The sequence below is a fragment of the Ruegeria sp. L11 genome (assembly GCF_056531755.1).
On the sequence record NZ_JBQFMI010000003.1, the window covers coordinates 13329 to 30616 of the forward strand.

The following is a 17288-nucleotide window of genomic DNA, read 5'->3' on the forward strand; positions in this document are numbered from 1 at the left end:
GACCTCAGTGTATGCGTCTGACCGACCGCACGACTGTGAGAGCGCTTTGAAATATCGCTTTGCTTTCTGTACGGCAGCCCCCAGATAATGGCACAAACGTCAAATCAGCCGGAGGATCCATGACACGCTACACCAAAGACCCCACGGTTATTGCGGCGCTTTCGCCCGAAGAATTTCACGTCACCCAACGCAACGGCACCGAACGGCCGGGGACAGGCAAGTATTTGGGGAACAAGGAACCGGGTATCTACGTGGACATCGTGTCAGGCGAACCGCTGTTTGCTTCGACCCACAAATACGAATCCGGATGTGGCTGGCCCAGCTTTACCAAGCCGATCATCCATGAGCATGTGGAAGAGTTTCGCGACACGACACATGGTATGATCCGGACCGAGGTTCGCTCGAAACACGGCGACAGCCATCTGGGGCATGTCTTCCCCGACGGCCCGCGAGAACATGGCGGCCTGCGATATTGCATCAACTCGGCCTCGCTCAGGTTCATCCATCGGGATGAGATGGAGGCTGAAGGTTACGCCGAATTCCTGATCCACGTGGAGGAAATCCAATGACTGAACAACGTGCTGTACTGGCCGGAGGCTGCTTTTGGGGTATGCAGGACCTGATCCGCAAGCTGCCAGGCGTCTTGCGTACCCGGGTGGGCTACACCGGAGGCGATGTGCCCAACGCCACCTATCGCAACCACGGCACCCACGCCGAAGGGATCGAAATCTGGTTTGACCCATCGCTAATCAGTTACCGCGACCTGCTGGAATTTTTCTTCCAGATTCACGACCCGACCACGGTGAATCGACAAGGCAACGACCGAGGCATGAGCTATCGTTCCGCGATTTACCACGTCGATGAAGCCCAAAGAGCAACCGCCCTGGATACAATCGCAGACGTGAATGCCAGCGGCTTGTGGCCGGGAAAAGTCGTAACCGAAGTCGAACCCGTCGGCGATTTCTGGGAGGCCGAACCCGAGCATCAGGATTATCTTGAGCGTATCCCGAACGGATATACCTGCCACTTCCCGCGCCAGGACTGGGTTCTTCCCAAACGTGCCAGCGCCGCAGAATAATGCACCACCTGCCCGGCCCCTCTGAACGAGTCAGAGGGGCTAGCCCGCCGCAACCCGCGGTCGCCCGCTCGCCTCGACCGTGATCATTGCTTCGACAAACACATCATTGGCCTCGACCCGCGCGGTTTTGATGTCGCGATCCACGATCACCCGGATATCTTCTGCACCGGCTTCGCGCACCGCGCCTTCAGCTTCCGACCTCAGAACATTTTCCAGCAAAGCCAGCGCATCTTCTGATGCGGAAAAATCCTTGGGCCCGCCCTCGAGATGTACACGATACCGCCCTTCGGCAGGACTTGTCACCGTGCCCGTTCGCCGTAAGGTCAACCGCCCCACGACAGCGCCAATCGCATTGGCTACGCCCGCATGTTCCGGCAGTATCATCCGGCAGTGAAGCCGTTCACCAACCGCCGGGTAATAGCTGGGGGCAGATGCCCCAAGTCCCACAACATCAACGTTCAGGGCTGCGGTCAGCGACAACAAACCGCGATGCTGCGCCAATCCGCGCTGTGTCAGGATATGCCGCGCCAGCTCCTGTGGCGAAAGCCCGAAACTGTCTGGTTCCTCATCAAAAGCAGCCTCTAACAAGGTCAAACTGGTCTGTTCTGTCAATTGGTCCACGATCATCTGCGCCAGCGCTTCGGCGGAATTTGCCAACATATCTCCGGACCCGACCCGTTTGCGCGCGACCAGTTCAAGTGCCTTACGGGCGGCGTCCGCATCCCAGGCATCCACCCGCCCCAGTACATGGCTGGCATCCGACGGCGTCACGCCCGAGATCTGAATGATCCCGCGGTCCACCAACCGGGTCAATGCGCCGCTCTCCATTCGGGACCGAAGCAAGGAACCGATCGGCAGAACCTGATCTCCCAACCGCTCCAACAGGGCTTCTTCTCGCACATCTATACCGTCGTCACGTATTCCCGGCACGCGACGGGCAAAGCGCGTATCGTGCTCACCCACCGTCGTGGCCCGCAATTGCTCGTCCAGAACGGCATGGACGATCTCGGGCGCTTCCGAGGCGATCAGGGACACCGGAAGAACGCGGCGCGGCCCCAGAAAAACACCGCCCTGCAACCCCTCGGTCACGACATGCACCTGACTGTCACCTCCAAGGCCATGGGTGCGCATCGCAACTGCCTCGACCATTGTGCGGAACCCGCCCACCTGTGCCCCGGCCGAGTCTATCGCGGGCTTACCGTCACGGATCAACGCCACGTCAGTTGTCGTGCCGCCAATATCCGACACCAACGCAATCTCTGCGCCGGTCAACCAGCGCGCGCCTACAATTGACGCGGCTGGTCCGCTCAGGATCGTTTCAATGGGGCGTTCACGCGCCTGTTCAGCACTCATCAACGCCCCATCACCGCGCACGACCATCATCGGGGCCATTATCCCCAACTCGCGCAGCTGGTCCTGCGCACGCCCGATCAAACGATCGATCATCCCGATCAGCCGCGCATTCAACACGGCCGTCACGGCGCGTTTCGGCCCATTCAGCTTTGCCGACAAGTGATGCGAACATGTTACCGGAGCCCCGGTTCTTTCCGTAACGATCCGTGCGGCTTCCAGTTCATGCGCGGGATTACGGGTGGCAAACTGAGCGGCTATGGCAAAGCCAGAAATCCCTTTATGAGAGTCTAAAAACTGCTCCAGCGCGGCAACGTCCAATGGCGCAGCTTCGCTGCCAGAATGAGAATGCCCACCAGACATAACCAGGGACGGGTCCCCTTTTAACGCGTCCTTCAAACCGTGCTTTTCAAGGTCGCTGTCTTTGAATCCGATATAGATCAACGCAACGCGCCCGCCCTGCCCTTCGACCAAGGCATTAGTCGCCAATGTTGTGGACAAAGACGCCATTGAAATCTGATCCGGCGCAACTTTCGCCTGCTCCAGAACGGCAGAAATCGCCTTGCCCACACCAATTGCCAAATCCGCGCGTGTGGTCAGGGACTTGGCCGAGGCTATCACCTCTTTTTCATCCCGGATCAGTACCGCATCGGTATAGGTTCCACCCGTATCCACCCCCAAAGCCAGCGCCATCGGGTTCTCCTTACTGTTCGCTGCAGATTGGTGTAGCGATTGGGGCCGACACGTCCAGCCTGTTTGCGGCAATTATGAAAGTTGTTCCACCGCCCAACACGCTGCGTCGGCCACGGTTTCATCCGGGTCATCTGTCAATCTCTGGGCCGCAGCCCTCAGTTTCGACTGCCCCGAGTTTCCAATGGCATAAAGCACGTTGCGCACAAACCGGTCGCGCCCAATCCGTTTGATGGGTGAGCCAGAGAACTTCGCTCGGAACGAGGTATCATCAAGTGCCACCAGCTCTTCCAACGCAGGCGCTGCCAGATCTTCACGCGCGGCATAGCGTATGTCACTTGCGGCAACCGCAAACTTGTTCCACGGGCAAGCTGCCAGGCAATCATCACAGCCGTAGATTCGATTGCCCAGCTTTCCGCGAAGTTCAGGCTCTACAGGGCCTTTATGTTCGATGGTCAGATAGGAGATGCACCGCCGTGCATCCAATTGATACGGGCCTGGAAAGGCGTCCGTGGGGCAGCTGTCCAAACAGGCCCGACAAGACCCGCAGCGATCAATCTCAGCAGAATCAGCGGGTATATCCAATGTTGAAAAAACAGACCCTATAAAGGCCCAATTACCCCATTCCCGACTGACAAGATTTGTGTGTTTCCCCTGCCAGCCCAACCCGGCGGCCTGCCCCAAGGCTTTCTCTGGCACGGGTGCAGTGTCAACAAACACCTTAACCTCGCCGCCCGCCTCGGCAATCAGCCACCGCGCCAGACGCTTCAGTCGCTTTTTGACCAGATCATGATAGTCTTTGTTCTGCGCATAGACAGAAATCGCCCCGTGGCCGCGTTGCTTCAAGACGTCTGTCGGGTCATGTTCCGGCGTGTAACTCTCGGCCAGCATGATCACTGATCGCGCCTCGGGCCAAAGGGCTGCAGGATCACCGCGCCAATGCGTTCGTTCGGCCATCCATCCCATCTGCCCATGATACCCGGCACCCAGGTACGCGGCCAAACGCTCGGGAACTTCTGGAACATCCCACGGGCGGCAGACACGGCACGCAACAAACCCTTCTTCAAGGGCCTGTTGTACCAGCTTTTCCTTCAAATCAGATCCGCTCTTCATCTGGCCAAAAATATCCTCGGGGGGAATCGCGCATCTGCGCGATGGGGGGCAGACAGCCCCCCTGGCGCACCCTATCAGAAATCCAGATCAGCGTAATGGGGCGGCGGCCGGAAACCCGGCACCTGATCCGCCAGAATAGAGCGAAACGCAGGGCGTGATTTGATTTTCGCATACCAATCCTTGACCACCTGACTGCGGTTCCAATCCACGTCCGAGATATAGTCCAGCGAAGACAGATGCGCCGCTGCTGCGAAATCAGCCAATGTCATCTGGTCACCGGCCAACCACCGGCGGTGATCCAGCAGCCATGCCATATAATCCAGGTGGTACTTGATGGCCTTGGCACCCTGTTTGACGTTCTTGCTGTCCGGATAGCCCTGACCCGTCACTTTTTTGTTTACCCGTTCGTACAGCAGCTTCGACGTCACCTCATGGTGGAATTTGTCGTCAAACCAACCAACAAGGCGCCGCACTTCGTATCGGGCTTCGGGGCTTTTTGGCATCAATGGCGGTTCGGGACGGGTTTCTTCGATGTATTCGCAGATCGCTGCGCTTTCCGACATCATTTGTCCGTCCAGACGCAATACTGGTACTTTACCCGCGGGGTTACGGCGCAAAAAGTCGGGGTCCTGTTCCCAGTATCGCTCTTCGACAAGCTCAACCTCGATCTTCTTTTCCGCCAGAGACAGCCGAACCTTGCGGCAATATGGAGAGAGGGGAACATGAAACAGACGCGCCATGGGCTTCCAATCGAACCAGTGAGTACCCGACAGATTTAGCCTTGGCAGGCGACGGGTTTCAATCCTCGAAACAATCTGCGCGACCATCTGCGCGGATGGTGGCCGCCCCATCCAGAATAGATGCCGCCCGCCTGCGCGTTTGCGCCGTCGGGTCAGTGACCGATCTGTTGCGCGGTGACGGCAGAATGGCGGCAATCCGCGCCGCCTGAACTGGGGTCAGTTTTGAGGCGCTGGTGTTGAAATACCGTTGCGCGGCAGCCTCGACCCCAAAAACACCATTCCCGGTTTCGGCAACGTTCAGATAGACCTCGAGAATTCGCTGCTTGCTCCAGAAAATCTCGACCACAGGTGTGATCGAAGTTTCCAACACCTTGCGTATCCAACTGCGCCCTTGCCAAAGAAATACGTTCTTCACAACTTGCTGTGTAATCGTCGAGGCGCCGCGATTCCCGCCATCCTCAAGCGCATCGCGAATGGCCTCTACGTCAAATCCCCAGTGCAGGCAGAAATTTGCATCCTCTGCTGCCACGACCGAACGCGCCATGATCGGAGCCATGTCCTCGATCGGCACCCATTCGCGCTCAACCTTTCCCAAACGGCGCCATTCCGACCAGATCGTATGGGTTACGGGTGGGTTCACAACCGAATACAACAGGATTATCGCAAGCAAAGCTCCGGCAATTGCCGCAACCGCACGAGTCAGCCAACGGCGAATCTGACGCACCGTAGGTGTTTTTCTGCTGGATGCCTTGTTTTTCTTACCGCTTGATTTGCGGGCTGCTTTCTTCGCCATGCCTCAGCTATACGACGCGCGGTCCGGGTTTGAAACGGCCTAAATCGCGAAAGCGCGCGCTTCGCGCGGGTGAACAACCGGTCGTGCGGTTTCTACCGACATCGGATCATGACCTGCCAGTTCAGGGAACAAGTGCAGGACCTCGCTCTGCGTTTCGCGGTCCGAGGCCGACAACGCGTGCCCCGGATAATAGCTTTCGCTTTTGGCGCCATTGGCGATGACGATCTCGTGCTGCTTGAACAAAAGGTGGAAATACTCCACCTCGCCGCCTTCCACCCGGGTCACCGTTTTTCCATTGACCAGAGCATGTGCCGGAATCAGCGCTTCAGCGTGCCCAGACAAGTACGAGGCCCGCCAGTCTTCAACCAGCATCCGATGCTGAGGCGAAACAAGCAGCGGACGATCCAGGTCAAACACTCCGGCCTCAAACCGGATCGGGGCCAGCTTTCCTTCGGCCGCCACCACTGTACGCCCAACCCAGATCAAAGGCTGGGGGCCATGATCCACGGTCGTGACCAGATCGCCGACTTCAAGATCTTCTACCGCACGTTCGCCTTCCGGGGTCGCTATCATGGTGCCCGGCGTGAAACAGGGCGGACCCAGATTGCCGACATTCAGCGGCCCCTGTGTGTTGACGAAGGTGGCTGAAACAAATGTTCCCGGCTGCAGGACCTGGCCGTCTGTCGGTGTGAAAACCCGAGATCCGTCAGCCAGATAAAACGTGGTGCCGGTATAGGTTACGTTCCCGACGCCCGCCACGTTGATGGTAACAGTGTCCCCTGGCCAGGAATTCGTGACGTCCTGACCGTTGACGGTATCGCCGCTCGGTGCATCGATTTCGTTGTCATCATCTGCATCGATCAAAGTGAAGCTGCTAACAGTGACTGCCGTTCCCGCAGGTGGCGGGTTTGCTGGATCGAAAGTATAAAACTGATCCTGATACGGTGTTGGCATCCGGTTGCCCCTGTTTGCTTATCATCTGGCGCCTAGATCGGCCCATGATTGTCGCCTGAGTGTGAAGAAAGATTGGCGATTTTCGGATAAACGGGCAAGACCTGCACTGAAACGTCGTTAACATACGAACCCCGCGTGGTGCAAATGACACGCGGGGCTTTTAGAGACAATAGGTTTCGGCTTATTCCGCCGGAACTGCTTTGGCTTCAACACTCAGCGGGTGGCTGAGCTTGTTCAGCATCTCCTTCGGGCAAACCTGCAGGAAGTTGCCTTTTTCCACTTCCCAGTGCTGAAGAATGTCAGTGGCCTTGCGGCTTTGCGATTCAGCAGCATGGCGCATGATGAGCGATTTCAACTGCTCTTCCCAGTGATCCACAGTGACCGGGCAAGTGACCAGCGTTTCCCTATTCATCAGCGCCTCAGCCTTGCCTTCGGGATCATACAGATAGGCCATGCCGCCTGTCATGCCCGCGCCAAAGTTGGCTCCGATCGTTCCAAGGATAACGGCGACACCGCCGGTCATGTATTCACACCCGTTGGAACCGCACCCCTCGACAACAACCTTGGCACCAGAGTTCCGGACCGCGAACCGTTCACCGGCGCGACCGGCCGCGAACAGATACCCGTCGGTGGCGCCATAGAGCACCGTATTGCCAATGATCGTGTTGTCATCTGCTTTCAGCGGGCTGACCTGCGGTGGACGCACGACGATCATGCCACCGGACAGGCCCTTACCGACATAGTCATTGGCATCGCCCGACACTTCCAGCTTCAGACCGGGGGCCGCAAAAGCTCCCAGCGATTGCCCGGCCGAGCCTTGCAGTTTCACATGCAGATGGTCGTCCTGAAAAGTGTTCCGCATCCCGAAATTCCGCACAATATGGCTGGACACTCGGGTTCCAACGGTCCGGTGTGTGTTCTGCACGGCATAAGACAGCTGCATCTTCTCACCATCCTTCAGGAACCGGGCCGCATCACGAACGATTTCGGCGTCCAGCGTATCCGGCACCGCGTTGCGCTCTTTGTCGCGGTTGTAGACGATGTTATGTGCCCCATCGACAGTGATCAGCAGCGGGTTGAGGTCCAGATCGTCCAGATGAGCCGATCCCCGGCTGACCTGAGCCAACAGGTCGGCTCGGCCGATGATCTCATCGATTGAACGCGCGCCGAGGCTGGCCAGCAGCTCGCGCACTTCCTGCGCATAAAAGGTGATCAGGTTTACCACCTTGTCCGCATTACCGGTGAACTTGGCGCGCAGGGAGTCATCCTGCGTACACACGCCCACCGGACAGGTGTTCGACTGACACTGACGCACCATGATACATCCCATTGCGATCAGTGCGGCGGTACCGATGCCGTATTCCTCGGCCCCCATCATCGCGGCCATGACAATGTCGCGCCCGGTGCGCAGACCACCGTCGGTCCGCAGGGTGACGCGGTCGCGCAGGTTGTTCATCGCCAGAACCTGATGCGCCTCGGTCAGGCCCATCTCCCACGGCAGACCAGCGTATTTGATCGAGGTCGCAGGCGACGCGCCTGTACCGCCATTGTGACCCGAAATAAGGATAATATCCGCTTTCGCCTTGGCCACACCGGCAGCAATCGTGCCGACGCCCGAGGACGCAACCAGCTTGACCGTCACCTTGCAGCGCGGGTTGATCTGCTTCAGATCGTAGATCAGCTGCGCCAGATCCTCGATCGAATAGATATCGTGGTGTGGCGGCGGCGAGATCAGTGTCACGCCCTTGGTCGAATGACGCAGGCGCGCGATAAGGTCAGTAACCTTCATACCCGGCAACTGGCCACCCTCACCGGGTTTTGCACCCTGAGCGACCTTGATCTCAAGCTCCTCACACTGGTTGAGGTATTCAGCGGTCACGCCAAACCGGCCTGAAGCCACCTGTTTGATCTTGGCCGAAGGGTTGTCGCCATTGGGTTCAGGCACGAAATGTGCCGGGTCTTCGCCACCTTCGCCACTGTCGGATTTCGCACCGATCCGGTTCATCGCCACGTTCAGTGTCTTATGCGCTTCGGGCGACAATGCGCCCAGCGACATACCTGGTGTGACAAAGCGTTTGCGGATTGAGGTGATCGATTCCACCTCTTCGATCGGCACCGGCTTGCCCAGTGGTTTGAAATCCATCAGGTCGCGCAGATGGATCGGCGGGTTCGATTGCATCTTGGCAGAATACTGTTTCCACAGCTCATACGAGGCCTTGTTGCAGGCCATCTGCATCATGTGCATCGAGGTCGCTTCCCACGCGTGGGTCTCGCCCGATTTACGCGCCTTGTAGAAACCACCGATGGGCAGCACATCCAGCCCGCTGCTCCAGCCCTTGGCATGGATTTCCTCGGCCTTGGCCTGAATACCTTTGATGCCTATGCCCGAGATACGGCTGGTCATACCGGGGAAATACTCGGCCACCATGGCACGGCTGAGGCCAACGGCCTCAAAGTTCAGACCACCGCGATAAGACGAAATGACCGAGATGCCCATCTTGGCCATGATCTTCAGCAAGCCCTGATCGATCGCCTCGCGATAGCGCGCGACGTTCTCTGTCAGGGTTCCGTCCAACAAACCGCGGTCGATACGGTCAGCCAAAGAATCCTCGGCCAGATAGGCGTTCACCACAGTCGCGCCACAGCCGATCAGAACGGCAAAGTAATGCGGATCCACACATTCAGCCGAACGGACGTTCAATGAACAGAAGGTCCGCAAACCCTGACGCGTCAAATGAGAATGCACAGCGCTGGTCGCGAGGATCATCGGTATCGCAATCCGATCCTCGCCCGACCGCATATCAGACAAGACGATATGCCCGGCACCGGATCGCACCGCCTCTTCGGATTCGGCTCTGATACGGGTCAAAGCCGCGCTTAATGCGCCTTGACCAGCCTCGAAGGTACAGTCGATTTCCGCCAGCGGCGCATCAAAGTTCTCAACCAGCTTGTCCCATTGCGCGTTACCGACAAAGGGGCTTTCCAGAACCACGATCTCGGTCTGGCTGCTGTCTTCATCCAGCACGTTCTTGAGGTTGGCAAACCGGGTTTTCAGCGACATCACGCGGTATTCACGCAAGCTGTCGATCGGCGGGTTGGTCACTTGGCTGAAGTTCTGACGGAAAAAATGGCTGAGCGGGCGGTATTGTTTTGACAAAACAGCCGAGGGCGTATCATCACCCATCGATGCCAAGGCTTCCTTGCCGTCTTCCGCCATCGGAGCAAGGATTTGTTCCAGCTCTTCCACCGAGTATCCCGCAGCAATCTGGCGCTTTCGCAACTCGCCACCCGCAAAGATCGGCGCTTCGGCCACACCCGCAAGCGTTTCGTCCAGATCGTTTATCTTGCCAACCCATTCGCCAAATGGCAGCGCGCGGGCCAGTTTGTTCTTGATTTGGGTATCGCGGTACAGCTTGCCCTTTTTCATGTCGACCGCCAGCATTTGACCCGGCCCCAACGCGCCTTTTTCGGTCACTGTGGCTTCGTTGATCGGCACCATTCCGGCCTCGGATCCTGCGATGACAAGGCCATCGCCAGTCACAACGTACCGCATGGGGCGCAGTCCGTTCCGGTCCAGGCCGGCGCAAACCCAGCGTCCATCGGTCATCGCCAGCGCGGCCGGGCCATCCCATGGCTCCATCACCGAGTTGCAGTAGGAATACATGTCGCGCCACGCTTGCGGCAGCTCGACCGCCTGCTTGGACCAGCTTTCCGGAACCAACATGGTTTTCGCCATCGGGGCCGAACGTCCCGCGCGCACCAGCACCTCGAAAACCGAGTCTAATGCAGCAGAATCTGACGAACCACCCGCGATGATTGGCTTGATATCTTCAGCATAGTCACCAAAGGTTCCGCTGGCCATCCGGATCTCATGGCTTTTCATCCAGTTGACGTTGCCCTTGAGGGTGTTGATCTCGCCGTTGTGGGCCAGCATGCGGAATGGCTGCGCCAGCCACCATTGCGGAAACGTGTTGGTCGAATAACGCTGGTGGTAAATCGCGAATGCCGATTCAAAGCGTTCGTCCATGAGATCGGGATAGAATACAGCGACCTGTTCGGCCAGCATCATACCCTTGTAGATGATCGACCGGCAGGACAGCGACGCAAGATAAAGACCAGAGATACCCGACACCAAAGCCGCTTTTTCGATGCGGCGACGGATGACATAGAGCTCGCGCTCGAAAGTTTCTTCGTCCACACCCTTGGAGTTCGAGATCAGGATCTGCTCAATCTCGGGGCGGGTTGCGTTGGCCTTTTCCCCAAGGCAAGTCACATCGACCGGCACGTGTCGCCAGCCATAGATGTAGTAACCCATACGCAGAACTTCGCTTTCGACGATGGTCCGGCACCGCTCCTGCGCGCCGAAATCGGTGCGGGGCAGGAAAACCTGACCAACAGCAATCAGCTCATTCAGCTTGGGTTCATGACCCGTGCGGCGAACCTGATCATAGAAGAAGGGAACCGGAATCTGCACATGGATGCCTGCGCCATCGCCGGTCTTGCCATCCGCGTCCACGGCTCCACGATGCCAGATCGCTTTCAGGGCATCGATCCCGGCATCCACCACCTTGCGCGACCGTTTGCCATCCACGGACACAACAAGGCCCACACCGCACGAAGAATGCTCTTCTGCCTCGGAATAGAGACCATTTTCGGCCATCCACTTGCGTTTTGCTTCTTCTGCCCGCACCCAATCGGCATCATATTTGGTCATTGGCTGTCTCCTTCGTCAGAGGGGGAATACATGGCTTCGACCTCGGCTTTGGTCATTTGCCGACGTTCACCTGCGAACGCGTATCCCTCGGGCTTTTTGTCGATATAAAGTTCAAGTTTCAGCGGGTTACCTGTCGCATTTTCAAACAGGCCAGCCGCCATTTGTGTCTGTCCGTGCATCTCACCCGGCAGCGTGATCCGATACCAGAGCGAGGATCCGCAATCGCCGCAAAAAGCACGTTCTGCCCAGTCGGACGAGGTAAATGTCTTGACCGGGCCCAGCGCGGCATAGCCTTCTTTCGCCTGAAAGGTCACCAGCATCGAACTGGTCCACCGACGGCATTGATCACAGTGACACGCCCCCAGAGCATCCCGTACAGGGGTGGCGGTGACTGTGACCGCACCACACATGCATTGGCCTTGAAGTTCCGACATTTCGAACCCTCCTGAAAACTGGGGTTATTCCGCCGCCACGGCAGTTTTGGCGTTGAACCGGTCGATGATCGCGTCAGCGCAGTCGCGCCCGTCACGGATCGCCCATACGACCAGTGAGGCACCGCGCACGATGTCCCCGATCGCGTACACACCTTCCATTTCGGTTTCCCCGGTCTGGAATGCTGCCCTGACCGTTCCCCATCGGGTGACAGGCAAGTCGGGCTGCCCGAACAAGGTGGGCAGGTCTTCAGGTTCAAAACCCAATGCCTTGATCACCAGATCGGCGTCCTCGACATAATCCGCGCCTTCGATCACTTCGGGGGCCTGGCGACCAGATGCATCGGGCTGACCCAGACGCATCTTCTGCACCATCACGCCGGAAACCTTGTCGTCGCCCGTGAATCCCTTCGGTGCACTGAGCCATTCGAATACCACGCCTTCTTCCTCGGCGTTCTGTGTCTCGCGCTGCGAACCCGGCATGTTTGTCCGGTCACGACGGTACAGGCATTTGACCGATGTCGCGCCCTGACGGATCGACGTACGCACACAATCCATCGCGGTGTCACCACCACCGATCACGACAACCTTCTTGCCCTCGGCATTCAGCCGTCCGTTGTCGAAATCCTCAACAGTGTCACCAAAGCTTTTACGGTTTGATGCGGTCAGGAAATCGATTGCCTTCTCGATCCCGGCAAGACCACTGCCCGGCATGGACAGATCCCTCGACTTGTAAACGCCCGTTGCGATGATGATGGCGTCATGCTTTGCGTGAATTTCAGCGAATTTTGCGGCGTCCACGTCGCAGTTCAATACGAACTCGACACCGCCGTCCGCCAACAGGTCGTTACGCCGCTGGACGACTTCTTTTTCCAGCTTGAAGCCCGGAATGCCATACATCAGCAGACCACCCGCACGGTCGTAGCGGTCATAGACCGTGACCTGAACACCGGCCCGACGCAGCATGTCCGCCGCGGCAAGACCACCCGGCCCGCCACCGATAATGCCGACGCTTTCACGGCGCTCTGTCGCAGGGACCACTGGTTTGACCCAGCCTTTGTCCCACGCCGTGTCGGTAATGTACTTTTCGATCGTGCCGATGGTGACCGTTCCGTGGCCGGATTGTTCGATCACGCAATTTCCTTCGCACAAACGGTCTTGCGGGCAGATGCGGCCGCAAATCTCGGGGAAGGTGTTTGTCGCCTGGCTGGTTTCGTAAGCCTCTTCCAGCCGTCCGGTTGCAGTCAGCCGCAACCAGTCGGGAATGTTGTTATGCAGCGGGCAGTGCGATTGACAGTAGGGCACACCGCATTGACTGCAACGGCTGGCCTGTTCTGCTGCTTTCTCGGCAGCGAACTCGGCATAAATTTCGTTAAAGTCTTCTCTGCGGTCATTGGCGGCACGCTTTTCCGGCATGACGCGGTCGATCTGCACAAATTTCAGCATCGGTTGCTTGGCCACGGGTCAGACTCCATGAATTGGCTTGGTTGGATTTCTTTATGCGATGCGCAAACGGATGAAAAGTCATATATGCTGACCTATTGTGAGAATTTTTCACCCCCCCACTCGAAATCTGTGAATTCTTAAAGGAATTTTAGGTACGATTCGGACCTATATGAAGACTTTCCTTTTCCCCACCACCCTTATAGCCATACACCACATAAAAAACGTGGCGGCAGCACGGCAGGGCAGATGAGTCTTTTCCACCTGATTCTCGTGGCAATCATTCAGGGAATAACTGAGTTTTTGCCCATTTCGTCTTCGGGTCACCTGATCCTGCTGCCGAACTTGTCGGGCCTTCAGGATCAGGGTCAGGCCATAGACATCGCGGTGCACGTGGGAACCCTTGGAGCGGTCGTTCTGTATTTCTGGGCGGATGTGAAGCAGGCTCTTGCCGGGGTGCCGCGCGCCCTGACCGGCCGGACAGATACGCCGCAGGCCCGTTTGGCTCTTGGTCTGATCATTGCGACACTTCCAACCGTGATTGCAGGTCTGATTCTGCATCTGACCGGGTTAAGCGAGGCCATGCGTTCGATCGCTGTAATCGGGTGGACGATGCTGGGCTTTGGCCTGCTGCTTTATTGGATTGACCAGAAAGGCCCCCAAAAGAAAGAGGCGTCTGATTGGGGTATTCGCGATGCTTTCGTCATGGGGCTGTGGCAGGTTCTTGCGCTGATCCCCGGAACATCGCGGTCCGGGATCACCATTACAGGGGCACGTCAACTGGGCTATACCAGAGAAGACGGCGCGCGGATTGCCATGCTGATGTCAATCCCAACCATTCTGGCCTCTGGCACACTGCTTGCACTGGATGTGATACGCGACGCTGATGCGCAACTGGCCCGGGATGGGGCCATTGCCGCGGCATTTGCTTTTGTCTCAGCACTATTGGCGCTTAGCCTTATGATGCGACTGCTGCGCAGTGTCAGCTTTACGCCCTATGTGATCTACCGCGTCATTCTGGGCGCGGTATTGTTGTTCATGGCCTACAGCTGATCAGATACGCAGGTTTTTCGCCGAGTTCTGAATGTCGTCGTACTGCCCCGATGGGCGGAATTTCCAAAGATATTCCGGCAGCACCGATTCCAGAGTGGTCGGCGCAATGCCTAGGTCCGCAAAGGACTTGGCCCCGTCAGATACCACGTTGTCATGACGCAGATTCCTGACCTGATCGCGGGTCAGAATGTTGTTCGAGAACAGCTGGAAGCTGACGAATTTCGCAATATCCAGCACGCCCGCCATAATCCGGGCAGCAAAAAACGGCAGACCGACAATGATGCGCCGCCGGTGGATCACTTCAAGCATCTGCTGCATCAGGGCGCGGAAGGTTTTCACTTCCGGCCCGCCAAGCTCGTACACGCCCGGCTCTGCCTGCCCCAGAATACCTTTGACCGCTGCCTGGGCCACGTCGTCCACGTAGACGGGTTGGAATTTGGTCTCGGCACCAACCACTGGCAGGAACGGACCCATGCGGGTCATCCCGGCAAATCGGTTATAGAACTGATCCTCGGTACCGAAGATTACAGATGGGCGAAGGATCACCGCATCCTGTATGTGCTTCAGCACACCTGCCTCGCCCAGCGCTTTGGTCCGGGCATAATCGCTGGCCGCGTTTGCATCCGCACCGATGGCCGAAATATGCACCATTCGACCAATGCCCTGCTGTGCGGCCAGGCGTGCAATACGCTCGGCCCCTTCGGCCTGAACGACATCAAACGCGTTCTTGCCCAGTTCATTCAGCACACCTACGCAGTTCACCACGACATCGGCGCTCTGCATCGCCAGCGCGACCGAGGCGTCATCGCGGATATTGCACAGCACAGGCTCAACCTGTCCCACGACGCCATAGGGTTTCACGAACATGGCTTCGTTCGGGCGTCGTACAGCCACCCGCACACGCCACCCCTCACTCGCCATGCGTCGCGCGATGTAGCGACCGACAAATCCCGATCCGCCATAAATCGTCACCAGTTTCGACATGAGAGGGCTCCTGCTGAGAAATTGCGCTCTAGAACTAACGCTCGCAGGCCAGCCAAACAAGGCACTAATTCGCCGCGCCGGTCATGAAATACTCAGGCCAAAATCTCAGTTCGAAAACCGAATTCAAAAAACTTTCAAAATTCATTCAGAATCCGGTTGACGCCCCCCGCCAGTCAGCTTAAACGCCGCTCCACGACACCTGCCCAGGTGGCGGAATTGGTAGACGCGCTAGCTTCAGGTGCTAGTGTCCGTATGGACGTGGAGGTTCGAGTCCTCTCCTGGGCACCATTACTTCCCCAAAAATATATAAATTCCAAGAACTTAGCGGAAATTTCAGACCTGTAAAGGTGACACAAGAGGTGACGCAATGCCTCTAATCATCTTTGAAGCAGAAGCGATTCTGCTCATGGCTAGATACACTGAACAAAAGAACTCCAATGGTGTTTGGAAATTTCGTAGGCGTGTTCCCCAAGACGTTCGAAAGCACTACCCCAAGCTAAGCAAGCGAAACAAACTCAATTTTGCTCTCCAAACGAAAGACCCCAAGGAAGCGACTGTTCTGGCTCAGAGAAAAGTCACCGAACAAAATGGGTTCTGGAAAAGTGTCAGAAGGGCCGAAAGAGTATTTCAGGTTGATGGGAAAAGACCCAGAAAGCAGGCAGGAAATGGTCGCGCTCGAATAGTCTGCCTGACGTCAGACAGAGGTTGAAAATGCCCAGTCCGAGAACAAAAGGAGCACCATCATGGCGATGGCCGCGGGATTATCGATAAGGGCGGATATTTCTTTGGTGGCAAAAAGCGGCAACTTTCTTCTCCGTTGTTTTGCGACGGAAAAGTGTGCTCCTCAGCAACAGGTACTTTTGAGCACTGTCGTTGGAATGAATGCATACCCGGCAACATTGCAGATCGTTCAGACCTGAGTGGGTAACGCAGAGGTTCGAAATCTGGCAGGCGGTTGCCCGATCTCTTTCTTGAATGCGCGACTGAACGCTGCTTCCGAGGAATACCCACTCAGATCCGCGGCCTCGGCAACACTGACACCTTTCTCTACCAACGCGCTGCGGGCAATCTGCATACGCCATGCAGTCACATATTGCATCGGTGTGATCCCAAGCTTCTCGGAAAACCGCATTGCGAAACTTGTCCGAGACAATGCCGCCCTGTTGGCCAAAGAATCGACACTCCACTGCGCTGTCGGGTCGTTATGGAACGCCGTCAATGCGCGGGTAAGATGAACATCGGCGAAACCAGCGAGTTTTCCCCCTGTTCTGGCGGTATCTTCGATATGGCACCGGATAGCCTGCGCAAAAATCGCCTCTGACATCTTCAGCGCTATCAAATCACCTCCAAAACGGCCGAACCCTGCCTCGGACCCTATCACGCGCAACGTCGCTTCCAGCCAATCGCTGGCCTCGGCGCCATAATCCCGGATGACAATGCTTGGCGGCAATCGGTCAAGCAACAGATGCCTTGATCCTTCGGCTAGTGAAAAATGACCACAAATCAGCTGGTTCTCCATGTTGGGGTCGTTGCCGCCATACACCAGAACACCCTTACCATCATAGCCGGACCTTTCCAGCACGTCATCCAGCGGCAAGGCGTCTTCCGGGCCCGAAACACGACAATTCAACGTATGCGCCGCCCCGTGTGGAACCAGGACAAGATCGCCTTTGGTAAGGCGTAGCGCCCGATCTTCTCCCGCGACGCGCACCACGCACTCACCGCGATGTACATAGTGGAACCGGGCCACGTTCTGAAACGCCGGCACCTGGATCCCCCAGGGCTGTTCGCTAAGGCTGGTGCGGAAATACAGTGTCCCCTTGAGCGACAGGCGGGTCAGAATATCACTTAGCAGATCAAGCATGATTGCCGATATTACCAAGAGTTCGATATCTGTCTACATGTTCGAACGATAGGGCATGTCTTCTGGACGGCAGGTAATTCA

The 17288-nt window shown here is 57.2% G+C and carries 15 protein-coding genes and 1 tRNA gene; 6 read left to right on the top strand and 10 right to left on the bottom strand.

Annotation, left to right across the window (positions count from 1 at the left end; translation table 11 throughout):
• Positions 1 to 119 precede the first annotated feature (119 nt).
• Together msrB and msrA are read left to right on the top strand one after the other, a co-directional pair.
• Positions 120 to 569: a peptide-methionine (R)-S-oxide reductase MsrB gene (msrB, locus tag ACR0CE_RS08225; RefSeq protein ID WP_267363147.1), complete on the top strand. Its 450-nt coding sequence runs from the start codon at positions 120 to 122 to the stop codon at positions 567 to 569.
• Positions 566 to 1078: a peptide-methionine (S)-S-oxide reductase MsrA gene (gene msrA / locus ACR0CE_RS08230; RefSeq protein WP_209598908.1), complete on the top strand. Its 513-nt coding sequence runs from the start codon at positions 566 to 568 to the stop codon at positions 1076 to 1078. Before msrB ends, msrA begins: the two co-directional genes overlap by 4 nt.
• A 39-nt stretch (positions 1079 to 1117) precedes the next feature.
• On the opposite strand, the gene ACR0CE_RS08235 is transcribed toward msrA, so the two are convergent.
• The 8 genes from ACR0CE_RS08235 to ACR0CE_RS08270 form a co-directional block, all read right to left on the bottom strand.
• Entirely contained in the window at positions 1118 to 3121 is a 2004-nt protein-coding gene (locus tag ACR0CE_RS08235) for a hydantoinase/oxoprolinase N-terminal domain-containing protein (protein ID WP_480831848.1), read from the bottom strand.
• A 72-nt stretch (positions 3122 to 3193) separates the two neighbouring features.
• The gene (queG, locus tag ACR0CE_RS08240) at positions 3194 to 4231 is read right to left on the bottom strand and encodes a tRNA epoxyqueuosine(34) reductase QueG (protein WP_480831850.1); all 1038 of its coding nucleotides are present in this window, start codon (positions 4229 to 4231) and stop codon (positions 3194 to 3196) included.
• 74 nt (positions 4232 to 4305) lie between these two features.
• Entirely contained in the window at positions 4306 to 4971 is a 666-nt protein-coding gene (gene fzlA / locus ACR0CE_RS08245; protein WP_267363152.1) for an FtsZ-binding protein FzlA, read from the bottom strand.
• Between the two features lie 58 nt (positions 4972 to 5029).
• The gene (mtgA, locus tag ACR0CE_RS08250) at positions 5030 to 5764 is read right to left on the bottom strand and encodes a monofunctional biosynthetic peptidoglycan transglycosylase (RefSeq protein WP_480484594.1); all 735 of its coding nucleotides are present in this window, start codon (positions 5762 to 5764) and stop codon (positions 5030 to 5032) included.
• 39 nt (positions 5765 to 5803) lie between these two features.
• Complete coding sequence (locus ACR0CE_RS08255; RefSeq protein ID WP_480487081.1) at positions 5804 to 6718, bottom strand: Hint domain-containing protein; 915 nt, start codon at positions 6716 to 6718, stop codon at positions 5804 to 5806.
• Positions 6719 to 6899: 181 nt separating this feature from the next.
• Positions 6900 to 11432: a glutamate synthase large subunit gene (gltB, locus tag ACR0CE_RS08260; RefSeq protein WP_480831852.1), complete on the bottom strand. Its 4533-nt coding sequence runs from the start codon at positions 11430 to 11432 to the stop codon at positions 6900 to 6902.
• Positions 11429 to 11866 carry a GFA family protein gene (locus tag ACR0CE_RS08265; protein ID WP_480506932.1) on the bottom strand — a complete coding sequence of 146 codons (438 nt, stop codon included), beginning with the start codon at positions 11864 to 11866 and terminating at the stop codon, positions 11429 to 11431. The genes gltB and ACR0CE_RS08265 overlap by 4 nt, the downstream gene beginning before the upstream one ends.
• 24 nt (positions 11867 to 11890) lie before the next feature.
• The gene (locus ACR0CE_RS08270) at positions 11891 to 13324 is read right to left on the bottom strand and encodes an NAD(P)-dependent oxidoreductase (protein ID WP_480506931.1); all 1434 of its coding nucleotides are present in this window, start codon (positions 13322 to 13324) and stop codon (positions 11891 to 11893) included.
• A gap of 231 nt (positions 13325 to 13555) precedes the next feature.
• On the opposite strand from ACR0CE_RS08270, the gene ACR0CE_RS08275 reads away from it, so the two are divergent.
• Entirely contained in the window at positions 13556 to 14359 is an 804-nt protein-coding gene (locus tag ACR0CE_RS08275; protein WP_480831855.1) for an undecaprenyl-diphosphate phosphatase, read from the top strand.
• Here ACR0CE_RS08275 and ACR0CE_RS08280 read toward each other — a convergent pair whose 3' ends face one another.
• Complete coding sequence (locus ACR0CE_RS08280; RefSeq protein WP_480831857.1) at positions 14360 to 15343, bottom strand: complex I NDUFA9 subunit family protein; 984 nt, start codon at positions 15341 to 15343, stop codon at positions 14360 to 14362.
• Positions 15344 to 15544: 201 nt separating this feature from the next.
• On the opposite strand from ACR0CE_RS08280, the gene ACR0CE_RS08285 reads away from it, so the two are divergent.
• The 3 genes from ACR0CE_RS08285 to ACR0CE_RS08295 all read left to right on the top strand — a co-directional run bounded on the left by ACR0CE_RS08285 (position 15545) and on the right by ACR0CE_RS08295 (position 16263).
• Positions 15545 to 15631: transfer RNA gene (locus tag ACR0CE_RS08285), tRNA-Leu, on the top strand.
• A gap of 118 nt (positions 15632 to 15749) precedes the next feature.
• Positions 15750 to 16052 (top strand): DUF6538 domain-containing protein, encoded by a 303-nt coding sequence (locus ACR0CE_RS08290; RefSeq protein WP_480832152.1) that lies wholly within the window; start codon positions 15750 to 15752, stop codon positions 16050 to 16052.
• 34 nt (positions 16053 to 16086) lie between these two features.
• Complete coding sequence (locus ACR0CE_RS08295; protein ID WP_480831859.1) at positions 16087 to 16263, top strand: hypothetical protein; 177 nt, start codon at positions 16087 to 16089, stop codon at positions 16261 to 16263.
• Here the strand turns inward: ACR0CE_RS08295 and ACR0CE_RS08300 are convergent.
• Complete coding sequence (locus tag ACR0CE_RS08300; RefSeq protein WP_480495906.1) at positions 16254 to 17207, bottom strand: AraC family transcriptional regulator; 954 nt, start codon at positions 17205 to 17207, stop codon at positions 16254 to 16256. The two genes, ACR0CE_RS08295 and ACR0CE_RS08300, sit on opposite strands and share 10 nt — an antisense overlap.
• Positions 17208 to 17288: the final 81 nt, after the last annotated feature.